The organism is Streptomyces populi (assembly GCF_002911015.1).
GTDB lineage: Bacteria > Actinomycetota > Actinomycetes > Streptomycetales > Streptomycetaceae > Streptomyces > Streptomyces populi.
The window spans coordinates 41449-65684 of the sequence record NZ_KZ626856.1; the positions used below are offsets into that span (position 1 = coordinate 41449).

The window sequence follows — 24236 nt, forward strand, 5'->3', positions numbered from 1 at the left end:
GCGGTGTGATCACCGTCGTCGGTACGGGCACGGGGGCGCCGCTCTCCCCGGAGGCCGGGGCGGTGCTCGCCGGGGCCGGGCTGGTCGTGGGGGCCCGGCGGCATCTGGCGGCCGCCCGGACGCCGGAGCGGGCGGAGCGGGTGGAGCTCGGGCCGCTGGCACCGGCCCTTGACCGGATCGCGCGGTACACGGACGACGGAGCCCCCGGGGGCCCGGTCGTGGTGCTCGCCTCGGGCGACCCCGGGTTCTTCGGGATCGTGCGGGCGCTCGCGGAGCGGTTCGGGTCCGGGCGGCTGGACGTGCGCCCCGGTGTCTCGTCGGTGGCGGCCGCCTTCTCCCGGCTCGGGCTGCCCTGGGACGACGCGGTGGTGGTCAGCGCGCACGGACGCGAGCTGCGCACGGCCGTCCTGGTCTGCCGGTCGCGGCCCAAGGTGGCGGTGCTGACCGCCCCCGGGTCCGGGCCCGCCGAGCTGGGCGCGGCCCTCGCCGACGCGGGCGCGGAGCGCGTCCTGGTGGTGGCGAGCGCCCTCGGCGATCCGGAGCGGGAGCGCGTCGAGCGGGTCACGCCCGCCGAGGCCGCCGCCCGCGACTGGGGTCCGGCGGTCAGTGTCGTGCTCTGTCTGGACGAGGCGCGGGCCCTGGCGCCCGTGCGGACGGTCGCCGGGCCGGTGGCGGGCCCGGACCGCTGGGCCCTGGAGGAGGGCGAGTTCGCCCACCGCGACTCGATGATCAGCAAGTTCGAGGTGCGGGCGCTGGCGCTGGCCCGGATCGGGCCTCGGCTCGGCGACCTGGTGTGGGACATCGGCGCGGGCTCCGGTTCCGTCGCCGTGGAGTGCGCGCGGTTCGGCGCCGCGGTGACCGCGGTCGAGAAGACCGTGGACGGCTGCGACCGCGTCCGTGCCAACGCGGCGGCGCACGGCGTGGACGTGCGGGTCGTGCACGGGGCCGCGCCCGCCGTGCTGTCCGGCCTGGACGCCCCCCACGACCCGGACGCGGTGTTCGTCGGCGGCGGCGGACGGGAGCTGCCGGAGATCGTCTCGGTGTGCGCACGGCGGGCCCGGCGGGCCGTCGTGATCGCGATGGCCGCGCTCGACCGGGTGCCGGCCGCCCGTGACGCGCTCACCGCCGCCGGATTCGCTTGTGACGGCGTCCTGTTGCAGTCCTCGCGGCTCGCCCCGCTGCCGGGTGAGGTCTCCCGGCTCGCGGCGGCCAATCCCGTCTTCGTGCTGTGGGGCGTCCGGCCTCCGGCCACTACCGAAGGAGTCCCCCAGTGATCGGCCTGATTTCCGCCACGGCGGCGGGCGCGGCGGCCCGTGACCGGCTCGCCGCGGCCTGGCCCACGCGTGCCCGGGTGTACGACGGGCCCGTGGCGGACGCCGTGCGGCGGGCCTTCGCGGAGTGCGACCGGGTGGTGTGCTTCCTCGCCACGGGCGCGGTCGTACGGCTCGTCGCGCCGCTGCTCTCGGACAAGGGGACGGACCCCGGCGTGGTGTGCGTCGACGAGGCGGGGCGGTTCGCTGTGTCGCTGGTCGGCGGCCACGCGGGCGGGGCGAACGAACTCGCCCGTGAGGTGGGCGAGTTGCTCGGTGCCGAGCCGGTGGTGACGACGGCGACCGACGCGGTCGGGGTACCCGGTCTCGACACCCTCGGCCTCCCGGTGGAGGGGGATCTCGCCGGGGTCTCGCGGGCGATGCTGGACGGCGAACCGGTGGTGCTGGAGCGGGAGTCGCCCTGGCCGCTGCCCGCGCTGCCGCCGAACGTGGGGAGCCCCGCGGCGCCGGGAGCCGCCGTCGTCCGGGTGAGCGACCGTGAGCGGGAGCCCGTCGCGCGCGAGGTCGTGCTGCGTCCGCCGACCCTGGTCGTCGGTGTCGGCGCCTCCCGGGGCGCGCCCGTTGAGGAGGTCCTCGCACTCGTCCGGGACACCCTGCGCGAGGCCGGGCTCTCGGTGTCGTCGGTGGCCGAACTGGCCACCGTGGACGCCAAGTCGGAGGAGCCCGGTATCACCGGGGCCGCCGCCCGGCTCGGGGTCCCGGTCGTCACGTACACCGCCGAGGAGCTGGCTGCCGTCAGTGTCCCGAACCCCTCCGGCGCGCCGCTCGCCGCCGTGGGGACCCCGTCCGTGGCGGAGGCCGCCGCGCTGATCGGCGGGGGCGAACTCCTCGTGCCCAAGCGGAAGTCGGTGCGGGACGACGGGCTGCCCGCGATGGCGACCTGTGCGGTCGTGCGCCGCCCGGCGCGCGGACGGCTCGCGGTCGTCGGCCTCGGTCCCGGGGCCCGCGATCTGCTCACCCCGCGGGCGACCGCGGAGCTGCGGCGGGCCGCGGTGCTCGTCGGGCTCGACCAGTACGTCGACCAGATCCGCGACCTGCTGCGGCCCGGCACGCTGATCCTGGAGTCGGGGCTCGGCGCCGAGGAGGAGCGGGCGCGCACGGCGGTGGCCGAGGCGCGACGCGGACAGGCCGTCGCGCTGATCGGCAGCGGCGACGCGGGCGTCTACGCGATGGCCTCGCCCGCACTGGCCGAGGCGTCCGACGACATCGACGTCGTCGGGGTGCCCGGTGTGACCGCGGCGCTCGCGGCGGGGGCGATCCTCGGCGCGCCGCTCGGCCACGACCACGTGTCGATCAGCCTGTCCGACCTGCACACGCCCTGGGAGGTCATCGAGCGCCGGGTGCGCGCGGCGGCCGAGGCCGACATCGTCGTGACCTTCTACAACCCGCGCAGCCGGGGCCGTGACTGGCAGCTCCCCAAGGCGCTCGCGATCCTCGCGGAGCACCGGGAGGCGTCGACGCCGGTGGGGGTCGTGCGCAACGCCTCCCGCCCGGACGAGTCGAGCCGGGTCACGACGCTGGGGTCCCTGGATCCGGGAATCGTCGACATGATGACCGTGGTGACCGTGGGCAACACGGCGACCCGCGAGATCGCCGGGCGCATGGTGACCCCGCGCGGCTACCGCTGGCAGAAGGAGACCGAGTGAGACCGGTGAGCGAGGCGCCGCCCGGGTCCCGGGCCGAGCACCCCGGCCGGCGGGGTTCCGCCGGCACCCACCCCCCGATCCCGCGGGCCGACCGGGCCCCGGAGACGACCGTGCGGGCCGACCTGGCCCCGAAGACCGCCGGGGCCCACCAGGCCCCGAAGACCGCCGCGGCCGAGGCCGCCGAGGAGACATCGTGACCACCCCGCCCCCCGCCCTGCTCGTCGCCGGACACGGCACCCGGGACGAGGCCGGAGCCGAGGCCTTCCGTTCCTTCGTACGGGAACTGGGCCGCCGCCATCCCGAACTGCCCGTCGCCGGCGGGTTCATCGAGCTGTCGCCGCCCCCGCTGGGCGAAGCCGTCGCCGAACTCGTCGGACAGGGCGTACGGCGTTTCGCCGCCGTGCCGCTGATGCTGGTGTCGGCCGGGCACGCCAAGGGCGACATCCCGGCGGCGCTGGCCCGCGAGAAGGAACGGCACCCCGGGATCTCGTACACGTACGGGCGTCCGCTGGGCCCGCATCCGTCGCTGCTCTCCGTGCTGGAGCGGCGGCTGGACGAGGCCCTGGGCGACAGCGTCACGACCCCGGAGGAGCGGGCCGGGGTGACCGTGCTGCTCGTGGGCCGCGGGTCCACCGACCCGGACGCCAACGCCGAGGTGCACAAGGCGGCGCGGCTGCTGTGGGAGGGCCGTGGGTACGCGGGCGTCGAGACCGCGTTCGTGTCGCTGGCGGCACCGGACGTGCCCGCCGGCCTCGACCGCTGCGCGAAGCTGGGCGCGCGCAGGATCGTGGTCCTGCCCTACTTCCTGTTCACCGGCATCCTCCCGGACCGGGTGCGGCGGCAGACGGAGGACTGGGCCGCCGCGCACCCGGAGACCGAGGTGCGCTCCGCCGACGTCATCGGTCCCGAGCCCGAACTGCTCGACCTGGTCATGGAGCGCTACCGGGAGGCCGTCGCGGGCGACCTGCGGATGAACTGCGACTCCTGCGTCTACCGGATCGCGCTGCCCGGCTTCGAGGACAAGGTGGGGCTCCCCCAGCAGCCGCACTTCCACCCGGACGACGACGGCGGCCACGACGGGCACGGTCACCACCATCACGGGGGACACACGCATTCCCATGCCCACTGACGAGGCCGCCGAGGGCGGGCACGATCTGCGGCACCACGGCGACGCCGAGGTGCGCGACGACGGTTCCAAGCTGACCGATCTGGCCGTGAACGTCCGGGCGGACACCCCTCCCGCGTGGCTGCTGGAACGGATCTCCGCGTCGCTGCCGTCGCTGGCGGCCTACCCGGACGGGCGGGCCGCGCGGGCGGCGGTGGCGGCGCGGCACGGGCTGCCGGTGGAGCGGGTGCTGCTCACGGCGGGCGCGGCGGAGGCGTTCGTGCTGCTCGCGCGCGCCCTGGAGGTGCGCCGGCCGGTCGTCGTGCACCCGCAGTTCACGGAGCCGGAGGCGGCACTGCGGGACGCCGGGCACACGGTGGGCCGCGTCCTGCTGCGCGAGGAGGACGGCTTCCGGCTCGATCCGGCCGCCGTCCCCGAGGACGCCGATCTCGTCGTGATCGGCAATCCGACCAATCCGACCTCGGTGCTGCATCCGGCCGGGGCACTCGCCGAACTGGCCCGTCCGGGGCGGGTGCTGGTGGTCGACGAGGCGTTCATGGACGCGGTGCCGGGCGAACGCGAGAGCCTGGCCGGGCGGACCGACGTCCCCGGTCTCGTCGTGCTGCGCAGCCTCACCAAGACGTGGGGCCTCGCGGGGCTGCGGATCGGCTACGTGCTCGCCGAGCCCGGGACGATCGCCCGGCTGGAGCGCGCCCAGCCGTTGTGGCCGGTCTCCACGCCCGCGCTCGTGGCGGCACAGGTGTGCGTGTCCGCGCAGGCGCTCGCGGAGGCGGGGCACGCGGCACGGCGGATCGCCAAGGACCGGGACCATCTCGTCGCGGGGCTGAGGGAGTTCGCCTGCACCGACGGACTGCGGGTGGTGGAGCCCGCGGAGGGCTCCTTCGTCCTGGTCCGGCTGCCCCGGGCCGCCGGGGTGCGCCACGCCCTGCGCGATCTCGGGTTCGCGGTACGGCGCGGGGACACGTTTCCCGGGCTCGGGGACGCGTGGCTGCGCATCGCGGTACGGGACCGGGCGACGGTCAACCGCTTCCTCCAGGCCCTGGACCGGGCCATGACCATCGCGGGGGACGGCGCGGGCCCCACTCCGGGGCGGGACGGAGGCCCGGCCCCCGCCGACGACGGAGGCGGCGGCCCCATTGCGGGACGGGACGAGGGCCCAGCCCTCGGGAACGACGGAACCGGCATGCCCGGCGGCGCAGGGGGCGGCCGGGACCACATCTCCGGGAACGGCGAGGCCGGAGACGGGCAGGGTCATAGCGCTGGGCAGAGCGAGGACGGAGACGGGCGCGGCGGGGACGGGCGCGGTACGGGGATCATTGCGCCCCGGCAGCCGCCGACACCCTCGCCCTGCCCCCGCCCGAAGCCGCCCCGGAACTCCCCCTCGCCCTGACCGGCCCGACGCGGACGTCCGGTCCCGGAACCACGGCCACCCGCGTCGCGCCGGGGTCGACATGGACCTCCACCCCGGCTCGCCCCGTCAGGTGGCCCCGGCCTCCGCCGACCGGCGCGGCGGGCCGGAGTCGGGCTCCCGCCGTCGACCGGCCCGTCGGACACGCCCCCGTCGTGGCCTCGGCCTCCCGGCGCCGGCCTGACCAGCCCCGCACGGAACCCGTCGCCCCCGTCAGGGCACAGCCCCGGCTCCCCCTCCGGTCAGGCCGCCCCGGGACCCTCCCCGCCCCTCGGGCCGGACCGTCCGGTGCCGGGTTCAGCTCCTGCGGCGGCGGGAGAGGGTGACCGCTCCGGCGCCCGCGGCGAGCAGGACCGCCGCGCCGCCGGCCAGGTACGGCGTCAGGGAGCTGCCCCCGGTCTCGGCGAGGCCCCCGGCCTCCTCCTCCTGCCCGCCCTGCGGGGACGCCTCGGCCACCGGGGCGGCGGCCTCCTTCGAGGGGGCGGGGGACGCGGGCTCCTCGGCGGCGGGCGCGGCCGGGGACTCGCAGGTGGACCTGGCCAGGGTCACCGTGCCCTCGACGGCGGCCACGCCCAGCTTCAACGGGTCGACGGACACGTTGAGTTCGAGCGCGGAGGCGGCCGCGGTCCGGGAGGTCGTCCCGGTCTTGGAGAGGTCGAGCCGCACCTCCCCGACCCCGGGAACCTTCACGTGCGTCGGACCGCCCGTCGTCAGCGTGACCTTCTTGCCGAGGACGGTGACGGAGCCCAGCAGGTTCGCGGTGGCGACCGGCTGCTTCCCCGCCTCGCAGGTCGCCTTCGAGGTCACCTGCTCGACCTCGATGAGCGACAGCAGCGGCAGCCCGGGGACGTGGACCACGGCGTGCGCGAGGTGGGTCGAGCCCTCGGCCTTGGCGGCCGAGACCGTGGCCTCGGCGTGGGCGACGTCCGCGCGCAGCACGCTGAAGGGACGTCCGCCGTCGACGCCGTCCAGTTGGGCGGTGAGGGAGGTCTTGTTCGCGCTCCGCGGTGCCCGCACCTCGTTCAGGGAGACCGCGAGCGGGACGTCCACGGTCTTCTTGAGGAGGGACACGTCGAGCCCGGTGCGGAGCACGACGGCGCTCGCGCGGCCGTGGCCGTCGCTCGCGTGGGCGGAGCCCGCGCCGGCCAGCGCGGTGGGACCCGCGGCGAGGACGGTGGCCGCCGCGGTGACGGCGAGACGGCGTACGGGCATGCGGTGGTCGATGCTGTTCAAGGGTGGGACCCCCCTAGGAGAAAGCCTGGGACCCGGAAAGAATTACGCACCGAGAGTGAACAGTCAGGCACCTGACGTGAGTTCACTCCTTCGTGGGTTTACCGCGCACGCCTTCGAATCCCGGGGCACGGCTGTTCCCCCTCGTCACTCGCTCAACGCACCCGGCCGAACGCGCCCGTTGACGCGCCCGCCCGCGGACCGCTCGCGCGCGGGACGAGCCCGGTGGTGCACAACGAGCGTTCCACCGGACCCGTCACGCTCCGTCAACCGACGACCCTCCCGTTCAGGACCACCCGGCGCGGATCCGCCAGGACCCGTACGTCCTGGCGCGGGTCCCCTTCGTAGACCACGAGGTCCGCCGGCGCCCCCTCGTCGAGGCCGGGCCGCCCGAGCCAGCGCCGGGCGCCCCAGGCGGTGGCGGAGAGTGCCTCGACGGGCGGGATGCCGGCGGTGACGAGCTCGGCGACCTCGGCCGCGACGAGGCCGTGTGCGAGGGAGCCGCCCGCGTCGGTGCCGACGTAGACGGGGATCCCGGCGTCGTACGCGGCCCGCACGGTGTCGTAGCGGCGCTCGTGCAGCCGTCGCATGTGCGCCGACCACCGGGGGAACCTGGCCTCGCCGCCGTCCGCGAGCCGCGGGAAGGTGGCGATGTTCACCAGGGTCGGGACGATGGCGACCCCGCGCTCGGCGAAGAGCGGGACGGTGTCCTCGGTGAGCCCGGTGGCGTGCTCGACGCAGTCGATGCCCGCCTCGACCAGGTCCCGCAGCGAGTCCTCGGCGAAGCAGTGCGCGGTGACCCGGGCGCCGAGCCGGTGCGCCTCGGCGATCGCCGCCTCGACCGCCTCGCGGGGCCAGCAGGCGCTCAGGTCGCCGGTGCCGCGGTCGATCCAGTCCCCGACGAGCTTGACCCAGCCGTCGCCGCGCCGGGCCTCCCGGGCGACGTACGCGACGAGGTCCTCGGGCTCGATCTCGTGGGCGTAGTTGCGGATGTAGCGGCGGGTGCGGGCGATGTGCCGGCCGGCCCGGACGATCTTCGGGAGGTCCTCGCGGTCGTCGATCCAGCGGGTGTCGGAGGGCGAGCCGGCGTCCCGGATGAGCAGGGTGCCGGCGTCGCGGTCGGTCAGCGCCTGCTTCTCGGAGACGTCGGCCGGGACCGGGCCGTGGGCGTCGAGCCCCACGTGGCAGTGCGCGTCGACCAGGCCGGGCAGCGCCCAGCCCTCGACGGTGCGGACGTCACGGGCGCCGCCGGGGCGCTCGTAGGAGATCCGGCCGCCGACGACCCACAGCTCGTCGCGGACGTCGTCGGGTCCGACGAGGACCCGTCCCTTCACGTGCAGTACCGGGTGATCGCTCATGTACCGCACCTTAGTGAGGCGGCCCCTCCGTCACCGCTCCGCGCCCCCCGGTTCCGCGGCCGGTGCGGTCCCGGCCGCGCGCGGCGGCCCTACTCCCGCGCGTCCTCCGCGCCCGGCGTCTCCTCCTCGACGTCCGCCATCGCCGGGTCGAGCAGCCGGGACAGGAAGTGCCGGGTCCGCTCGTGGGACGGGTTGCCGATGACCTGCGCCGGGGTGCCGTCCTCGACGATCACGCCGCCGTCCATGAAGACGACCCGGTCGGCGACCTCGCGCGCGAAGGTCATCTCGTGGGTGACGACCATCATCGTCATGCCCTCGTCGGCGAGCATGCGCATGACGGCGAGGACGTCGCCGACGAGTTCGGGGTCGAGCGCCGAGGTCGGCTCGTCGAAGAGCATCACGTCGGGCCCCATGGCGAGCGCGCGGGCGATCGCGACGCGCTGCTGCTGGCCGCCGGACAGGGAGGCCGGAAAGGCGTCGGCCTTGTCCGCGAGCCCCACCCGGGCGAGGTTCTCGGCGGCGACGCGGGCCGCCTCCGCCTTGTCCCGGCGGAGCACCCGGCGCTGCGGCAGCGTGAGGTTGCCGGTCACCGACAGGTGGGGGAAGAGGTTGAACTGCTGGAAGACCATGCCGATACGACGGCGTACGGCGTCGATGTCGACGTCCGGGTCCGTGACCTCCGTACCGCCGACGAACACCTGTCCCCCGGTGGGCTCCTCCAGGAGGTTCACACAGCGGAGCAGGGTCGACTTGCCGGAGCCGGACGGGCCGATCACGCAGACGACCTCGCCCTGGCCGATCTCCAGGTCGATGCCCTTCAGCACCTGGTTGTCGCCGAAGGACTTGTGGAGGTCCCGCACCCGGATCTCGGGTGTGCTCACTTGTCGGCCCCCTTCCTCTTGTCCTCGAGACGCCGCGCGAGGAAGCCGAGCGGGATCGTGACGAGCAGGTAGCACAGGCCCGCGACGAGGATCGGCGTGGAGTTCGCGGTCTCGCTCGCCAGGTCCCGGCCGTACTTGGACAGTTCGCGCTCCTCCAGGGTGACACCGAGGAACAGCACCAGCGAGGAGTCCTTGAAGAGGGTCACGAGTTCGTTGGTGAGCGGTGGGACGATGATCCGGAACGCCTGCGGGACGACGATCGAGACCATGGCCCGCGCGTGCGAGAAGCCCAGCGAACGGGCCGCCTCCATCTGCCCCTTGGGCACGGCCTGGATACCGGCGCGGAACGTCTCGGCCATGTACGCGGCCCCCACCGTGCCGAGCGCGATGGCGACCTTGCCGTACGTCCCTCCGGGGATCTCCGTGCCGGGGAAGGCGAGCGGCACCGCGACGCCCACGAAGATGAAGATCAGCAGGGCGGGCAGACCGCGGAAGATCTCGATGTAGACGCCGGCGACCCACCGGTAGGGACCCACCGAGGACAGCCGCATCAGGGCGAGGACGATGCCGAGCACGAGACCGACGACGAAGCCGAACGTCGTGTAGAGGACGGTGTTCTTCAACGCCAGCGTGATGACGTCCGGGAACATCTGCTTGACCAGGTCCCACTGGAAGAACTGGTTCTTCAGACGGCCCCAGTCCGCCGTGACCGCGAGGGCGATCACGACGGCCGCGAAGACGGCGTACTGCACACCGCGCGAGATCTGGCGCTTGCGGCTCCGGCTCAGGCCGGTCCTTCGGGGCTGGAGGGGCGTGCCGGGTTCACTCATGAGGCGGACGGGGAGGCGACGGCCGCGTCGTACGGGCCGATCCACTTCTCGTAGAGCTTCTTGTACGTGCCGTCGGCCTTGGCGTCCGCGATGGCCTTGTTGATGGCGGCGAGCAGCTTGGTGTTGCCCTTCTTCACCGTGAAGCCGTACTGCTCACCGGTGTTGATGTTGTCGGCCACCTCGAAGGCGTCGGCGTTGGCCTTGTCCTTCAGCCAGCCCTGGACGACCGGGTAGTCGATGACGACGGCCTTGACCTGGCCGGTGCGCAGGCCGTTCAGCACCGCGTCGGAGGACTCGAAGGAGATGGGGTCGAAGCCCTGCTTCTTCGCGTAGTCCTCACCGGTGGTCTGCGCCTGGGCGCCGAGCTTGACGCCCTTCGCCTTGACGTCGGCGAGCGAGGTGACGCCGCTCTTCTTGTCGACCAGGACCGCCTGGGTGGCGTCGAAGTACGGGTCGGAGAAGTCGACGTTCTTCTTGCGCTCCTCGGTGATCGTCATACCGGCGGCGGCGAGGTCGCACTGCTCGGAGTTGAGGAACGCGCCCGTCTTGAAGTTCTCGAAGGGCGTGTCGACGATGGCCTGCTTCACCCCGAGGTCCTGGGCGACGAGGTCGATCAGCGACACGTCGAAGCCCTGCACCTTGCCGTCGATCTCCGACTGGAAGGGCGGGTAGGGCAGGTGGGTGCAGGTCGTGAGCTGACCGCTCTTGACCAGCGGGACCCCGCTCGCGGTGGTGGTCTTGCCGCCTCCGCTGTCCGAGGAGCAGCCGGCCACGAGCAGCAGCCCGGCCGTGGCGGTGGTGGCGGCCAGGATGCGGGTCCGACGTCCGGGGACCGAGTACACGGGGACCTCCAGTGGGGGAGCAGAGGGTCGTCTGCGGGGAACACAGGGTTCCGATTATAAGGAAAGGTTTGGGTTGCTCAAATCATTCCGATGGCCACTGGGCCGTCTGGCCTCAGAATTCGCCGGTCCGGGTATCCCAGGGGCGGCGGTTACGCTCTGATCGTCGACCCCACCGTGAGTGAAGAGAGCACCGTCGTGACCCATCCCTTTCTTGACCTGGCGCCGCTGAGCGCCGCCCGCTTCGCGTCGATCGAGGACCGTGTCGCCCGGCTGCTCGGCACCGCGCAGGACGTCGTGATCATGCAGGGCGAGGCGCTGCTCCCCCTGGAAGGAGCCATCCGGGGGACGGCCGGTCCCGGCACCACCGCCCTGAACGTCATCACCGGCCCCTACGGCCAGACGTTCGGGAACTGGCTGCGGGACTGCGGTGCGACCGTGATCGACCTGGCGGTGCCGTTCCACACCGCGGTCACCGCCGCGCAGATCCGCGAGGCCTTCGCCGAGCACCCGTCGATCGACTTCGTGTCGCTCGTGCACGCCGAGGCCGCCACCGGGAACACCAACCCGGTGGCGGAGATCGGCGAGGTCGTGCGCGAGCACGGCGCGCTCTTCTACCTGGACGCCGTCGCGTCGATCGGCGCCGAGCCGGTGCTGCCGGACGCCTGGGGCGTCGACCTGTGCGTGATCGGGGCGCAGAAGGCGATGGGCGGCCCCGCCGGGGTGTCGGCCGTGTCGGTGAGCGAGCGGGCCTGGGCACGGATGGCCGCGAACCCCGGCGCGCCGCGCCGCTCCTACCTCTCCCTGCTGGACTGGAAGGAGCGCTGGGTCGACGGGGGCCGCACGGCGCTGCTGCACGCGCCGGCCCAGTTGGAGATGCTGGCGCTGGAGGCGTGTGCCGAACGGATCGAGGGCGAGGGCCTCGCCGCGGTGATGGCCCGTCACGCCTCGGCCGCCGCGGCCACCCGGGCCGGAGCCGTGGCCCTCGGCGGGGGTCTCGCGCCGTACGTGGAGGCCGCCTCCGACGCGGCGCCCGTCGCCACCACGCTGCGGGTGCCCGAGGACGTGGACGCGTCCGCGGTGGTCGCGAAGGCGCTGGCCGCGGATCCCACGCTGCCGCTCGCCGCGGGCGGCGGCGCCCTCGCGCGGTCGATGGTCCGCGTGAACCACTACGGCCCCGACGCCACCCTCGACGCCGTCCGCGCCTGCCTCGCGGGGCTCGGCGCGGCCCTGGCCGAGTCCGGCCTCCCGGTGGACCCGGAGGGAGCGCGCCGGGCCGCGGAACTGGCCTGGGGCTGACCCGCGGACGTCCGGCGGAGGCGTCCTCGCCTCCGCCGGGGCACCGGGCCGGGGCCGGGGTCGGAGGGCCGCCCCCGGGCCGTCGGACCGGGGGCGGAGGGTCCGCGCGGCGCGCCCGCGACGGCACGGGAATCGCAAATCCACTCCCCACCGTTATCCTGCCGACAATTCGGAACGGAATTTCCCGGCATTCTCCCGGAAAAGCTTCCCGCGTTCTTCTGCCCGCTCCTCCGGTGGCTAAACGCAAAGATCCTGCGAACACCGAATGGCGCGTTCCGGCAGATCCCCCACACATTTCGTCGCTGTGACGCACTCCACAGCGCACCCCTTTTCTGGGGTATTTTCCGGGCGGAAGCAACCATATACCCACGGTCGCCGCCACTCCCTCACGGGCGCGTGATAACACATCACCGATGCATCCGTAACCCGGTCCGACGATGCAATCCAAGCTTTCCGTCGGTAAATTCAATCCGCATGACCGTCGCCCAAGCAGACCTGTCAGCGAAATTCCTGGAAATGCCCGAGGGCCTTCGGATCGACCGTCCGGAGGTGGCCGACGGGGCCGCCCTCTGGCGTATCGCCAAGGACTCCCGGACCCTCGATCTGAACTCCTCGTACAGCTATCTGCTGTGGTGCCGTGACTTCGCCGGCACCACTGCGGTGGCCCGTGACGCCGACGGACGGCCCGTCGGTTTCGTCACCGGGTACGTGCGCCCCGAGCGTCCCCGGACGCTCCTCGTGTGGCAGGTGGCCGTCGACGCGGCGCACCGCGGCAAAGGACTGGCCGCGCGCCTGCTCGACGGGCTGACCGCGCGGGTGGCGGCCGAGCGCGGGCTGTCCGCCGTCGAGACCACCATCACTCCGGGCAACACCGCCTCCGAGCGCCTGTTCACGTCGTACGCGCGGCGTCACGGCGCGGCCGTGGAGCGCGAGGTGCTGTTCGGGACGGCGCAGTTCCCCGACGGGCCGCACGACCCCGAAGTGCTGTACCGCATCGGCCCGTTCTCCGCCTGACCCCTCCTTCCTCCCCTCCCCCCCCACGCTTCGAGGAGCGAATCGCCTTGACCATCACCCAGCCCGACCTCAGCGTCTTCGAGACCCTGGAGTCGGAGGTGCGCAGCTACTGCCGCAACTGGCCCGTCGTCTTCGACCGGGCCCGGGGCAGCCGCATGTACGACGAGGACGGACACGAGTTCCTCGACTTCTTCGCCGGTGCCGGGTCGCTGAACTACGGCCACAACAACCCCGTGCTCAAACGGGCCCTGATCGACTACCTGGAGCGCGACGGCGTCACCCATGGGCTCGACATGTCGACGACCGCCAAACGCGGCTTCCTCGAGGCCTTCCAGAACCTGGTGCTGCGGCCGCGCGACCTGCCGTACAAGGTGATGTTCCCCGGCCCGACCGGCACCAACGCCGTCGAGTCGGCGCTGAAGCTCGCGCGGAAGGTGAAGGGGCGCGAGGCGATCGTGTCGTTCACCAACGCCTTCCACGGAATGTCGCTCGGTTCGCTCGCCGTGACCGGCAACGCCTTCAAGCGGGCGGGCGCGGGCATCCCGCTGGTGCACGGCACCCCGATGCCGTTCGACAACTACTTCGACGGGCAGGTGCCGGACTTCCTGTGGTTCGAACGGCTCCTGGAGGACCAGGGCTCGGGGCTGAACCAGCCCGCCGCGGTGATCGTCGAGACCGTGCAGGGCGAGGGCGGGATCAACGTCGCGCGGCCCGAGTGGCTGCGCGCGCTCGCCGCCCTGTGCGAGCGCCGCGACATGCTGCTCATCGTCGACGACATCCAGATGGGCTGCGGGCGGACCGGGGCGTTCTTCTCCTTCGAGGAGGCGGGGATCGTGCCCGACATCGTGACGGTGTCCAAGTCCATCAGCGGGTACGGGCTGCCGATGTCGCTGTGCCTGTTCAGGCCCGAGCTGGACATCTGGGAGCCGGGCGAGCACAACGGCACCTTCCGCGGCAACAACCCGGCGTTCGTGACGGCCGCCGCCGCCCTGGAGGCCTACTGGACCGACGGGTCCGCGATGGAGAAGCAGACCCGGGCCCGTGGCGAGCAGATCGAGCAGGCGCTGATCTCCGTCACCGAGGAGAACCTCGCCGACGTCAAGGAGTACCGGGGCCGGGGACTCGTCTGGGGGCTCGAGTTCAAGGACAAGGCGCGCGCCGGCCGGGTCGCCCGGCGCGCCTTCGAACTCGGGCTGCTCGTCGAGACGTCCGGCCCGGAGAGCGAGGTCGTGAAACTGCTGCCCGCCCTCACCGTCACCCCCGACGAACTCGACGAGGGCCTGCGCACGTTGACCCGCGCGGTCGCCGAGACCGCCTGACCGGCGCCCGCGCGCCACGGGACGCGCGGGCCGGGCACGAACACGGGAAACCCGGGCACGAGAGACGCGGGCACGAGAGACGCGGGCACGAGAAGCCCGAGCACGAGAAGCCCCGCGAGAGGCACGAGAGAGAGGCATCGCACCACCGTGATAGTCCGTTCGCTCAAGGAACTCGAAGGAACCGACCGGCACGTGAAGGCGGCGACCGGTACGTGGGAGAGCAAGCGCATCGTCCTCGCCAGGGAGAAGGTCGGCTTCTCCCTGCACGAGACGGTCCTGTACGCGGGTACGGAGACCTCGATGTGGTACGCGAACCACATCGAGGCCGTGCTCTGCGTGGAGGGCGAGGCCGAACTCACCGACGAGGAGACCGGCGAGAAGCACTGGATCGCCCCCGGGACGATGTACCTGCTGAACGGCCACGAGCGCCACACCCTGCGCCCGAAGACCGACTTCCGGTGCGTCTGCGTCTTCAACCCGCCCGTCACCGGACGGGAGGACCACGACGAGAACGGCGTCTACCCCCTGCTCACCGAACCCGAGGAGGTGTGACACACCGATGACCACACTCACCGATCCGTACCCCAGCCGCGCCGCCACCGAAGTGGCCGTGCCCCGCCAGGACCCGGTCGTCTGGGGCGCTCCGGACGAACCCGGCCCGATCTCGGTCCCCGATCTGCACTCCTACGAGCGCGACGGCTTCCTCTCCGTCGAGCAGCTCCTCTCCGAGGACGAGGTCGCCGTCTACCGGCGGGAGCTGGAGCGGCTCGTCACCGATCCGGCGGTCCGCGCGGACGAGCGCTCGGTCGTCGAACCGAGGACGCAGGAGATCCGGTCCGTCTTCGAGGTGCACCGGATCAGCGAGGTCTTCGCCGGTCTCGTGCGCGACGAGCGCGTCGTCGGCCGGGCCCGGCAGATCCTCGGCTCGGACGTGTACGTCCACCAGTCGCGGATCAACGTCAAGCCGGGCTTCGGGGCGAGCGGCTTCTACTGGCACTCGGACTTCGAGACCTGGCACGCGGAGGACGGTCTGCCGAACATGCGGACCGTGTCCGTCTCGATCGCGCTGACCGAGAACCTCGACACCAACGGCGGCCTCATGATCATGCCGGGGTCGCACCGGACGTTCCTCGGGTGCGCGGGGGCCACGCCGAAGGACAACTACAAGAAGTCGCTCCAGATGCAGGACGCCGGCACTCCCTCCGACGAGGCGCTCACCGAACTCGCGAGCCGGCACGGCATCAGGCTCTTCACGGGCAGGGCCGGTTCGGCGACCTGGTTCGACTGCAACTGCATGCACGGCTCGGGGGACAACATCACCCCGTTCCCGCGCAGCAACGTCTTCATCGTGTTCAACAGCGTGGAGAACACGGCCGTCGAACCGTTCGCGGCGCCCGTGCGCAGGCCGGAGTTCATCGGGGCGCGGGACTTCACTCCGGTGCGGTGACGCCTCCGGCGGAACGGGCGGGAGACCGGCGGTCCCGGGGAGCGCGTGCTCCCCGGGACCGTCCGGCGTGTCAGCCGGCCAGCACGTCCAGGAGGCGGTCGACGTCGGCGGGCGTGTTGTAGAGGTGGAACGACGCTCGCAGGTTGCCCGCCCGGTTCGACACCTCGATCCCGGCCCGGCTCAACTCGCCCTGCCGGTGGCCGAGTCCGGGCACGGAGACGATGGCGGAGCCGGGCGCGGGCAGCGCCTCGTGCTCCAGCGCGGCCAGCCCCGCGCGGAACCGTCCGGCGAGGGCCAGGTCGTGCTCGTGCACGGCGTCCACGCCGAGTTCCTCGATCAGGGCGAGGGAGTGGCGCACCCCGGCGAAGGTGAACAGGGCGGGACTGACGTCGAACCGGCGGGCGGAGTGGGCTAGTTCCTGCACCGGGCCGTAGCAGGAGTCCCAGGGCCGCTCCGCGGCGACCCAGCCCGCGTAGAGCGGGGTGAGTCCGCCGAAGTCCTCGGGCACCACGAGGAAGGCCGCGCCGTGCGGGCCCAGCAGCCACTTGAAGGTGGTGCACACGGTGAAGTCGTAGCCGTCGGCGTCGACCGGCAGCCAGCCCGCGGCCTGCGAGAAGTCGACGTAGGTGCGCGCCCCGTGGGCGCGGGCCGCCTCGCGCAGCGCGGGCAGGTCGGCGATCCGCCCGTCGGCGGACTGGGCGGCGCTGACCGCGACGAGCGCCGTGCCGGGCCGCACGGACTCGGCGAGCCGCTCCAGCGGCACGGCGCGCACCTTCAGGTCGCCGCGGACGTGGAACGGGTTCAGCACGGAGGTGAAGTCGTCCTCGGCGGTGAGCACTTCGGATCCCGGGGCCAGCGCGGTCGCGACCAGCGCGGTCTGGGCCGCGACGGACGGACCTGCGGCGACCCGGGCGGCCGGGACACCGGCCAGCCGGGCGAAGGAGGCGCGGGCCAGCTCGACGTCCTCGAAGAGGGGGTCGAGCGGCCTGCCCTCGGACCGCAGGGCCACCGCCCCGTGCAGGGCGGCGACGGTGCGGGCGGGGAGCAGGCCGGTGCTCGCGGTGTTCAGAAAGGTGTTCTTCGGGGCGAACTCGGCACGGACGAGGGTCTCGAAGGTCTCCATGGGACCACTGTGGGCCCGGACCGTGCCCAAGTCCATTGCGGACTTCTACGTGGTTCCCCCAAGCGGTGCTTATGAATGGGCTCCGACCTGCGGCGCCGGAGCCCCTGCCCGCCCTTACCGGTCCTGCGGAACGGCACAGCCGTCCGGGCCGCAGGCCTCGGCGTCCTCCCCCTGTACGAGGGTGAGCTGCGGACGCTCGCCCCAGGCCTGGGCCAGCGCCTGGGCGAAGACCTCGGCGGGCTGCGCGCCGGAGACACCGTACGTGCGGTCCAGGACGAAGAAGGGGACGCCGTTCGCGCCCAGCTCGGCGGCCTCGCGCTCGTCGGCGCGGACGTCGTCGGCGTAGGCGGCCGGGTCGGCGAGCACCGCGCGGGCCTCGTCGGCGTCGAGCCCGGCGGCGACGGCCAGCTCCACGAGCCGCTCGTCGTCGCCGAAGACGGTCGCCTCCTCGGCGAAGTTCGCCCGGTAGAAGATGCCTATCAGCTCGTCCTGGCGGCCGCGCGCCTTGGCCAGGTGCAGCAGGCGGTGCATGTCGAAGGTGTTGCCGTGGTCGCGGTCCCGGGTGCGGTACGCGAGTCCCTCGGCGGCGGCCTGGGTGCCGAGGTTGTCCTCGCCCGCCTGCGCCTGTGCCGCGCTCATCCCGTACTTCTTGGTGAGCATCGTGATCACGGGCTGGACGTCGCCCTTGGCGCGGCCGGGGTCCAGCTCGAAGGAGCGGTGCACGACCTCGACCTCGTCACGGTGCGGGAAGGCGTCGAGCGCCTTCTCGAAACGGGCCTTCCCGACGTAGCACCAGGGGCAGGCTATGTCGGACCAGATCTCGACGCGCATTCTTCGGCTCTCTCCAGGTCGTGCGGATACGGGACACCCTCCGGGGACGTCATTTAGGTGAACGTTCAAGCGGCTCGGGTCATTCCCCGGCCGTCCGCGCGCTCCCGGCCCCCTCCGCGCGCCCGGCCACGGCGTACCGCAGATACAGGTGGTGATCGCCCTCCTCGGGCGGGTTGTCCGGGTCGGGGACCCAGCCCTGGCGGGCGTAGAAGGCCTGCGCGCGCAGATTGTCGGTGTGCACGTCGAGCGTCGCCGTGCGCTTCCCGTCGGCCTGCCACTGCTCCACGCAGGCCGCGTGCAGCGCCCTGCCGATCCCGGCCCGCCAGCGGTCGGGGTCGACGTGGAACTGGAAGAGCTTGACCGTGTCCGCGGGCGCGCCCTCGTCGGTACGGAAGGAGGCGATGCCGACGATCCGGCCCTGTGCGACGGCGCACAGCACATGCGCGTCGGGGCGGGCGATGGAGCCGCGCCACGCCTCGGTCCAGTCGACGTCGCCCTGCGGGACACCGTCCGGGTAGTACGTCGAACGGGCCCGGACGTGCAGATCGGCGATGGTCTCGGCCTCGGCGGGCAGGGCGGTGCGGATCACCAGCGCGCCGGTCACACGTTCACTGATCATGCAACGGAGGACGTCACCGTTCCGGTCGCGGTTCCGTGCCGGCTGAACTGGGCCCGGTAGGCGCTCGGGGTGAGCCCGGTCCTGCGCACCACGTGGACGCGCAGCGAGTCGGCGGTGCCGAGTCCGCAGGCCGCGGCCACCCGGTCCATCGGCAGGGTCGTGGTCTCCAGGAGTTCCCTGGCCCGTTCCACGCGCTGGTGGAGCAGCCATTGCAGGGGGCTGACCCCGCTCTCGGCGTGGAACCGGCGGGTGAGGGTGCGCACGCTGACGCCCGCGTGCCGGGCCAGGTCGGCGAGGGTGAGCGGCCTGTCGAGGTGGCGCATGGCCCAGCCCCGGGTGTCGGCGCAGGCGTCGCCGCGCTCGGGGGGCAGCGGGGTGTGGGTGAACTGGGTCTGGCCGCCGGGCCGTACGGGGGCGACCAGGGCGCCGCGGGCGACCTCGTTGGCGACGGCGGCGCCGTAGTCGGTGCGGATGACGTGCAGGCACAGGTCGATGCCGGCGGCGTAGCCGGAGGAGGTGAGGAACGGCCCGTCCTGGACGTAGAGCACGTCTCCGCGCAGGTCGACCTGCGGGTAGCGCCTGCGCATCTCGTCGGCGTGGGCCCAGTACGTGGTGGCCCGGCGGCCCTGGAGCAGACCGGCCTCGGCGAGCTGGAAGGCGCCGGTGCAGATGGACGCGACGCGCTTGCCGGCGGCGGCCGCCTCGCGGACGGCCGCCACGATCCGCGGGTCCGGCTCGAACGGTGCCCCGGTGCCGGCGACGACCACCGTGTCCGCCTCCCGCACGGCCTCCAGACCGTGCGGGACGTACAGGTCCAGTCCGCCGGTCGTGGGCAGGGGTCCCGGCTCGGCCGTGCAGACGACCACCTCGTAACCGGGCCGGCCGTCCACCTCGACCTTGCCGAACAGCATCTCCGGCATCGCGAGGTTGAACAGCGCGACCGGGGACGGGGCGATGACGGCGACGCGGTGCGGGGCGGGACGGTCGGGCATGGCCAGAACCTCCGGACGCATGGCATTCAGGCCACTACTGTACGGCGCCGGGTGTCACCAGCATGGGGACATGCCGACGAACCAGATCTCCAGAGCCCACGAACCCGGCCTCGAACAGCGGGACTTGGGTCCCGGGAAGCCCGCGCTCACCCTCACCGCCGCGCTGCTCGGCTTCGCGCTGACCTGTCTCGACGCGTCGGTGGTGAACGTGGCCCTGCCCGCGATCGGCTCCTCGTTCGACGCCGGGATGTCCGGTCTGCAATGGGTGGTGGACGCCTACACCCTGGCCTTCGCCGCGCTGATGCTGTCCACCGGCGCCTTCTCGGACCGGGCCGGGGCGAGCCGGGCGTACGCGCTGGGCACCGCGGTGTTCACGTTCGCCTCGGCGGCCTGCGGACTGGCCCCGGACCTGTCGGCGCTGATCGGCGCCCGGGTGGCGCAGGGCGCGGCGGCGGCGGCGGTCGTGCTCCCGGCCTCGCTGGCGCTGGTGCGCCAGGCGTACCCGGAGCCGGCCCGGCGGGCCCGCGCCGTGGCGGCCTGGGCGGCGGGCGGTTCGCTGGCGGTGGCGCTCGGCCCGGTGGCGGGCGGCGCGCTGACCACGGCCTGGGGCTGGCGCGGCGTCTTCTTCGTCAATCTGCCGGTGGGCGCGGCGATCCTCGTGCTGCTCGTGCGGGCCCCGCGCTCCCGGCCCCGGCCGGCCCCGCTGGACCTGCCCGGCCAGCTGACGGCGGTGGTGGCCCTCGCCGCGCTGACGTTCGCGGTGATCGAGGGCGGGACGGCGGGCGGCGTCGCGGCCGCGGTGGCCGTCGTCGCGGGGGCCGCGTTCCTGTGGATCGAGAAGCGGCAGCCGCACCCGGTGGTGCCGCTCGGCCTGTTCCGCGACCGGACCGTGGCCACGGCGGTCGCCGTCGGCTCGGCCGTCAGCGTGGCCTTCTACAGCGTGGTGTTCGTCTTCTCGCTCTTCTTCCAGCAGGTCCAGCACCGCTCCGCGCTGGGCGCCGGGCTGCTGTTCCTGCCGATGACGGGCCTGATCGCGGTGACGAACGTGGTGGCCGGCAAGCTCACGGAACGCCACGGGCCGCGGCTGCCGATGCTGGTGGGACAGCCGGTGGCCGTCGCCGGGCTGCTCGGGCTCCTCTGCGTCGACGCCCGTACTCCCCCGGCGCTGGTGGCGCTGCTGCTGGTCCCGCTGGCGCTGGGGTGCGCGCTGACGGTGCCGCCGCTCACCGCCGCGATGATGGACGCCGTGCCCGCCGAACGGGCGGGGCTGGCGGCCGGGGTGCTCAATTCCGCCCGGCAGGTGTCCGGGGGCCTGGGGATCGCGGTGTTCGGGGCGCTGGTCGCGAGCGGGTTCGAGGCCGGGATGCGGCTGAGCCTGGCCGCCGCCGCGGCCCTGCTCACGGTGACGTCAGCCCTCAGTGTCCGTCTCTCAGGTCGCTCGGCCAGGCGGGCCTGAACTCGATGTGGTCGTAGGTGACCACACAGCCCTCACCCATCGGCGACTGGGTCATGAAACCGACCAGCGCCGCGCCCGTCTCCTTCTCCCCGCCCAGGGTGAAGAGGCGCACGAAGGTCCACCGCTCGCCGTCGCGGGAGGCGTGGAAGGCGAAGGCGCGGCCCGTGCGGCTCACCCTCAGCCAGACGGAACTGCCGTCCACCGTGAAGGAGTTGGCGTCGTCGGAGTGTTCCCGGGTGACCACCGTGCAGACGGTGGGCACGTCCGGGGAGTACTCCAGACAGAGTTTCGCCCAGGCCCGCTCCCCCACGTGGACGTAGAGCACGCCCGCGTCGAAGGCCGCCCCGAAGCCGACGGTCACGCGGGCGATCAGCTGGAAGTCGCCCTCCGGCGAGCCCAGCAGCCGCGGTGCGTCGGAGGCCGGGTCGAGGCCTTCGCCGGTGGGCGGCACGAAGCGGTCCTGCCGGGGCCCGGCCCAGCCGGTGAGCACGCCGTCCTCGTACGACCAGTTCCCGTCGGGGCCGTACGTACGGAAGGAGAAGGGGAGTTCGGGGAGCGTGACGTCCATGCCCCCGAGTCTCTCAGGTCCGCGCCCGCCCCACGGGGGCACTGGTCCGACCCGTCAGCCGCCGGTGCCGTCCCGTCCCGTACGAAGCCCGAGCAGCCCACGACCGGACCGACCGGAACGAAACCGGAGCGAACCCGCAGCCGAACCGACCCGCACGGAAACCGGAGCGGGCCCGCGACCGGACCGACCGGCACGGAAAGGGATCGGACCCGCAGCCGAACGGACCGGCACGGAAACCGGAGCAGGTCCACGGCCGGGCGGACCGATGCGGAACCGCAGCGGGCCCGCCGCCGGGCGGACCGGCACGGAACGGGACGTGGCCCGCCTCCGCACGGTCCGCCCGCCGCGAGGCGCAACGCACCGGTCCGCCCGCCGCGAGGCGTCAGCGCTCCAGTCGGCCGTCGTACCGGCGCGGGAGCCCCAGCGGGTTGTCGTCGCGCAGCTCGGGCGGCAGCAGTGCCTCGGGCACGCCCTGGTAGGCCACCGGCCGCATCCAGCGCTCGATGGCGGTGCCGCCGACCGAGGTGGACGTCGAGGTCGTCGCGGGGTACGGCCCTCCGTGGTGCTGGGCCGGGGCGACGGCGACGCCGGTCGGCCAGCCGTTCACCAGGACCCGGCCCGCGAGGGAGGTGAGTTCGGCGAGGATCTCCGCGCCGCGCCCCTCGCCCGCGGCCTCCTCCGCGGAGAGCTGCACGGTGGCCGTGAGGTTGCCGGGGAGCCGGGAGAGCACCGCGCCCGCCTCGGACTCGTCCTCGTAGCGCGCCACGACCGTGAGCGGCCCGAAGCACTCCTCGAGGAGCAGGTCGTGCTCGCCCTCGGCCGCGAGCCTGCTCGCGGGCACGGTCAGGAAGCCGGGGCTCACGGTGTGCTCGCCGCCCGCGCCCGGTGTCACCGGGGTCTGGACGTCCGGGAGCCCGGCGCGCTCGGCGACCCCGGCGATGAAGTTGTCGCGCATGCGGTGGTCGAGCAGGACCCCGGCGGCGGTGCCGCTCACCGCGTCGGTCAGGGACTTCAGCAGCCGGTCGCCCGCCTCACCGGCCGGGGCGAGCACCAGGCCCGGCTTCACGCAGAACTGGCCGACGCCCAGGGTCATCGAGCCGGCGAGTCCCGTGCCGATCTCCTCGGCGCGTTCGACGGCCGCGGCCTCGGTGACGACGACGGGGTTGAGGGAGCCGAGCTCGCCGTGGAACGGGATCGGCACCGGGCGCGCGGCGGCCGCGTCGAACAGCGCGCGCCCGCCGCGGACGGACCCGGTGAACCCGGCCGCCGTGACCAGCGGGTGCCGGACCAGCTCGACACCGGCCTCGAAGCCGTGCACGAGGCCGACGACGCCCTCGGGGATCCCGTGCCGGGCCGCCGCGCGGCGCAGGACGGCCGCGACCAGCTCGGAGAGCGCCGGGTGGTCGGGGTGGGCCTTGACGACGACCGGGCAGCCCGCGGCCAGCGCGCTCGCCGTGTCGCCGCCGGCCACCGAGAAGGCGAAGGGGAAGTTCGATGCCGAGTACACGGCGACGACGCCCAGCGGCACCTTGTAGCGGCGCAGGTCCGGGATCGGAGGGGTCGCGGTGGCGTCGGGGTGGTTGATCACGACGTCGAGGAAGGCGCCCTCGTCCACGATCCCGGCGAACGCGCGCAACTGGTAGCAGGTGCGGGCGAGCTCTCCGGTGAGCCGGACCGGGCCGAGCGCGGTCTCCGCGTCGGCGGCCTCGACGAGCAGGTCCGCGGAGCCTTCGAGCAGGTCGGCGGCGGTGCGCAGGAACGCGGCGCGTACGGTGCGGTCGGTGAGGGCGGGACGCGCGGCGTGCGCGGCGCGGACGGCCTCGTCCACCTCCTGGCCGGTGGCCTCCACCGCGACCTGTTCCCGCTGCTTCCCGGTACGGGGGTCGACACTCCAGACTGGTGCTGCTGCCACCGCGGGTCCCTTCACATGTGATGCCACGTTCGTGTGTCACTCACCAGGTGTGTTCGATATGCTGAACGCTGTCTCTGATGGTGAATTTCCTGCTCGGAGACTATTTCCCGTCCAACGAAGGGGTCAAGGGCGATGTCGGCAGGCGAGACAGGCGGCGGGGCGCAGGTCAAGTCCGCGGTGCGGACCGTTGAATTGCTGGAGTACTTCGCCGACCGGCCCGGAATGCACTCCCTCGCCGCGGTCCAGGAGGCCGTCGGATATCCCAAGTCCAGCCTGTACATGCTGCTGCGCACGCTCGTGGAGCTCGGCTGGGTCGAGACGGACGCGACGGGCACGCGGTACGGCATCGGCGTACGGGCCCTGCTGGTCGGCACCTCCTACATCGACGGCGACGAGGTGGTCGCCGCGGCCCGCCCCACCCTCGACCGCCTCTCCGACGACACCACCGAGACGATCCACCTCGCGCGCCTGGACGGCACGAACGTCGTCTATCTGGCCACCCGGCAGTCGCAGCACTATCTGCGCCCCTTCACCCGGGTCGGCCGCAGGCTCCCCGCCCACTCCACCTCGCTCGGCAAGGCGCTGCTGGCCACGTACGGCGACGAGCAGGTCCGCAAGATGCTGCCGGAGACGCTCCCCGCGCTGACCGAGCACACGATCACCGACCGGGAGAAGCTCATCGAGGAGCTGCACCAGGTGCGGGAGCAGGGCTTCGCGGTGGACCGCGAGGAGAACACGCTGGGGCTGCGCTGCTTCGGCGTGGCGATCCCGTACCGCACGCCCGCCCGTGACGCGATCAGTTGCTCCGTCCCCGTGGCCCGGCTCACCCCCGCGCACGAGCAGATGGTCAAGGACGCCCTGTTCGACGCCCGCGACCGGCTCACCCTGGCCACCCGCAGGCTCTGACGGAAGGGGCCCGGCACCCCTCGTGAGGCATCGGCCTCATGAGGGAACGATGAGAAAAACGGGCGGACGGGAACGATTCACCCCTGACCGCTCGTCCTTCA

At 73.4% G+C, this 24236-nt stretch carries 22 protein-coding genes and 1 pseudogene; 12 read left to right on the plus strand and 11 right to left on the minus strand.

Annotated elements, in window-relative coordinates; genetic code table 11:
* The first annotated feature begins 5 nt into the window (after positions 1–5).
* From cbiE to cobC, 5 genes and pseudogenes are all read left to right on the plus strand, one after another.
* Positions 6–1274, plus strand: coding sequence for a precorrin-6y C5,15-methyltransferase (decarboxylating) subunit CbiE (gene cbiE, locus CW362_RS11845; RefSeq protein WP_103549410.1), 1269 nt, complete (start codon positions 6–8; stop codon positions 1272–1274).
* A complete protein-coding gene (gene cobJ / locus CW362_RS11850) occupies positions 1271–2977 on the plus strand; it encodes a precorrin-3B C(17)-methyltransferase (protein ID WP_103549362.1) in 1707 nt (568 codons plus the stop codon). Before cbiE ends, cobJ begins: the two co-directional genes overlap by 4 nt.
* Positions 2974–3174 carry a hypothetical protein gene (locus CW362_RS11855; protein WP_162684048.1) on the plus strand — a complete coding sequence of 67 codons (201 nt, stop codon included), beginning with the start codon at positions 2974–2976 and terminating at the stop codon, positions 3172–3174. The genes cobJ and CW362_RS11855 overlap by 4 nt, the downstream gene beginning before the upstream one ends.
* Entirely contained in the window at positions 3171–4106 is a 936-nt protein-coding gene (locus tag CW362_RS11860; RefSeq protein WP_103549364.1) for a sirohydrochlorin chelatase, read from the plus strand. The genes CW362_RS11855 and CW362_RS11860 overlap by 4 nt, the downstream gene beginning before the upstream one ends.
* Positions 4096–5166: pseudogene (gene cobC, locus CW362_RS11865) on the plus strand (Rv2231c family pyridoxal phosphate-dependent protein CobC); the annotation flags it as partial. The gene CW362_RS11860 and the pseudogene cobC, both read left to right, overlap by 11 nt.
* A 642-nt stretch (positions 5167–5808) precedes the next feature.
* On the opposite strand, the gene CW362_RS11870 reads toward cobC, so the two are convergent.
* The 5 genes from CW362_RS11870 to CW362_RS11890 form a co-directional block, all read right to left on the minus strand.
* Positions 5809–6744, minus strand: coding sequence for an SCO1860 family LAETG-anchored protein (locus CW362_RS11870; RefSeq protein WP_162684049.1), 936 nt, complete (start codon positions 6742–6744; stop codon positions 5809–5811).
* A 263-nt stretch (positions 6745–7007) separates the two neighbouring features.
* Positions 7008–8099, minus strand: a complete 1092-nt coding sequence (locus CW362_RS11875; RefSeq protein ID WP_103549365.1) for an amidohydrolase family protein — start codon at positions 8097–8099, stop codon at positions 7008–7010.
* A gap of 89 nt (positions 8100–8188) precedes the next feature.
* On the minus strand, positions 8189–8980 hold the full coding sequence (locus CW362_RS11880; protein WP_103549366.1) for an amino acid ABC transporter ATP-binding protein: 792 nt from the start codon (positions 8978–8980) through the stop codon (positions 8189–8191).
* Positions 8977–9810 (minus strand): amino acid ABC transporter permease, encoded by an 834-nt coding sequence (locus CW362_RS11885; RefSeq protein WP_103549367.1) that lies wholly within the window; start codon positions 9808–9810, stop codon positions 8977–8979. Before CW362_RS11885 ends, CW362_RS11880 begins: the two co-directional genes overlap by 4 nt.
* Positions 9807–10652: a transporter substrate-binding domain-containing protein gene (locus tag CW362_RS11890; protein WP_103549368.1), complete on the minus strand. Its 846-nt coding sequence runs from the start codon at positions 10650–10652 to the stop codon at positions 9807–9809. The genes CW362_RS11885 and CW362_RS11890 overlap by 4 nt, the downstream gene beginning before the upstream one ends.
* 195 nt (positions 10653–10847) lie before the next feature.
* Here CW362_RS11890 and CW362_RS11895 point away from each other — a divergent pair, with 195 nt between their 5' ends.
* From CW362_RS11895 to thpD, 5 genes are all read left to right on the plus strand, one after another.
* Entirely contained in the window at positions 10848–11948 is a 1101-nt protein-coding gene (locus CW362_RS11895; protein ID WP_103549369.1) for a pyridoxal-phosphate-dependent aminotransferase family protein, read from the plus strand.
* 474 nt (positions 11949–12422) lie between these two features.
* Entirely contained in the window at positions 12423–12962 is a 540-nt protein-coding gene (ectA, locus tag CW362_RS11900) for a diaminobutyrate acetyltransferase (protein WP_103549370.1), read from the plus strand.
* A gap of 47 nt (positions 12963–13009) precedes the next feature.
* Positions 13010–14281, plus strand: a complete 1272-nt coding sequence (gene ectB / locus CW362_RS11905) for a diaminobutyrate--2-oxoglutarate transaminase (RefSeq protein WP_103549371.1) — start codon at positions 13010–13012, stop codon at positions 14279–14281.
* A 147-nt stretch (positions 14282–14428) separates the two neighbouring features.
* Positions 14429–14833 carry an ectoine synthase gene (locus tag CW362_RS11910; RefSeq protein ID WP_103549372.1) on the plus strand — a complete coding sequence of 135 codons (405 nt, stop codon included), beginning with the start codon at positions 14429–14431 and terminating at the stop codon, positions 14831–14833.
* A gap of 7 nt (positions 14834–14840) precedes the next feature.
* Positions 14841–15728: an ectoine hydroxylase gene (gene thpD / locus CW362_RS11915; protein ID WP_103549373.1), complete on the plus strand. Its 888-nt coding sequence runs from the start codon at positions 14841–14843 to the stop codon at positions 15726–15728.
* A 70-nt stretch (positions 15729–15798) separates the two neighbouring features.
* Here thpD and CW362_RS11920 read toward each other — a convergent pair whose 3' ends face one another.
* The 4 genes from CW362_RS11920 to CW362_RS11935 all read right to left on the minus strand — a co-directional run bounded on the left by CW362_RS11920 (position 15799) and on the right by CW362_RS11935 (position 19293).
* A complete protein-coding gene (locus tag CW362_RS11920) occupies positions 15799–16851 on the minus strand; it encodes an aminotransferase class V-fold PLP-dependent enzyme (RefSeq protein WP_103549374.1) in 1053 nt (350 codons plus the stop codon).
* Between the two features lie 114 nt (positions 16852–16965).
* Entirely contained in the window at positions 16966–17682 is a 717-nt protein-coding gene (locus tag CW362_RS11925) for a DsbA family oxidoreductase (RefSeq protein WP_103549375.1), read from the minus strand.
* Positions 17683–17761: 79 nt separating this feature from the next.
* Complete coding sequence (locus CW362_RS11930) at positions 17762–18301, minus strand: GNAT family N-acetyltransferase (RefSeq protein ID WP_206300933.1); 540 nt, start codon at positions 18299–18301, stop codon at positions 17762–17764.
* On the minus strand, positions 18298–19293 hold the full coding sequence (locus CW362_RS11935; RefSeq protein WP_240657755.1) for a GlxA family transcriptional regulator: 996 nt from the start codon (positions 19291–19293) through the stop codon (positions 18298–18300). Before CW362_RS11935 ends, CW362_RS11930 begins: the two co-directional genes overlap by 4 nt.
* A 70-nt stretch (positions 19294–19363) precedes the next feature.
* Between CW362_RS11935 and CW362_RS11940 the strand changes: the two genes are divergently transcribed.
* On the plus strand, positions 19364–20749 hold the full coding sequence (locus CW362_RS11940; protein WP_103549377.1) for an MFS transporter: 1386 nt from the start codon (positions 19364–19366) through the stop codon (positions 20747–20749).
* On the opposite strand, the gene CW362_RS11945 is transcribed toward CW362_RS11940, so the two are convergent.
* On the minus strand, positions 20709–21317 hold the full coding sequence (locus CW362_RS11945; RefSeq protein ID WP_103549378.1) for a DUF1349 domain-containing protein: 609 nt from the start codon (positions 21315–21317) through the stop codon (positions 20709–20711). The two genes, CW362_RS11940 and CW362_RS11945, sit on opposite strands and share 41 nt — an antisense overlap.
* 382 nt (positions 21318–21699) lie before the next feature.
* Positions 21700–23229, minus strand: coding sequence for an aldehyde dehydrogenase (NADP(+)) (locus tag CW362_RS11950; RefSeq protein WP_103549413.1), 1530 nt, complete (start codon positions 23227–23229; stop codon positions 21700–21702).
* 132 nt (positions 23230–23361) lie between these two features.
* Here CW362_RS11950 and CW362_RS11955 point away from each other — a divergent pair, with 132 nt between their 5' ends.
* Positions 23362–24135, plus strand: coding sequence for an IclR family transcriptional regulator (locus tag CW362_RS11955; protein WP_103549379.1), 774 nt, complete (start codon positions 23362–23364; stop codon positions 24133–24135).
* Positions 24136–24236: the final 101 nt, after the last annotated feature.

What these genes read in the sequence shown, in the direction of transcription:
- CW362_RS11875 (WP_103549365.1), bottom strand. Translation starts at nt 8,099, where the DNA reads ATGAGCGATCACCCGGTACTGCACGTGAAGGGACGGGTCCTCGTCGGA.
- CW362_RS11885 (WP_103549367.1), bottom strand. Translation starts at nt 9,810, where the DNA reads ATGAGTGAACCCGGCACGCCCCTCCAGCCCCGAAGGACCGGCCTGAGC.
- ectA (WP_103549370.1), top strand. Translation starts at nt 12,423, where the DNA reads ATGACCGTCGCCCAAGCAGACCTGTCAGCGAAATTCCTGGAAATGCCC.
- thpD (WP_103549373.1), top strand. Translation starts at nt 14,841, where the DNA reads ATGACCACACTCACCGATCCGTACCCCAGCCGCGCCGCCACCGAAGTG.
- CW362_RS11920 (WP_103549374.1), bottom strand. Translation starts at nt 16,851, where the DNA reads ATGGAGACCTTCGAGACCCTCGTCCGTGCCGAGTTCGCCCCGAAGAAC.
- CW362_RS11925 (WP_103549375.1), bottom strand. Translation starts at nt 17,682, where the DNA reads ATGCGCGTCGAGATCTGGTCCGACATAGCCTGCCCCTGGTGCTACGTC.
- CW362_RS11930 (WP_206300933.1), bottom strand. Translation starts at nt 18,301, where the DNA reads ATGATCAGTGAACGTGTGACCGGCGCGCTGGTGATCCGCACCGCCCTG.
- CW362_RS11935 (WP_240657755.1), bottom strand. Translation starts at nt 19,293, where the DNA reads ATGCCCGACCGTCCCGCCCCGCACCGCGTCGCCGTCATCGCCCCGTCC.
- CW362_RS11940 (WP_103549377.1), top strand. Translation starts at nt 19,364, where the DNA reads ATGCCGACGAACCAGATCTCCAGAGCCCACGAACCCGGCCTCGAACAG.
- CW362_RS11945 (WP_103549378.1), bottom strand. Translation starts at nt 21,317, where the DNA reads ATGGACGTCACGCTCCCCGAACTCCCCTTCTCCTTCCGTACGTACGGC.
- CW362_RS11955 (WP_103549379.1), top strand. Translation starts at nt 23,362, where the DNA reads ATGTCGGCAGGCGAGACAGGCGGCGGGGCGCAGGTCAAGTCCGCGGTG.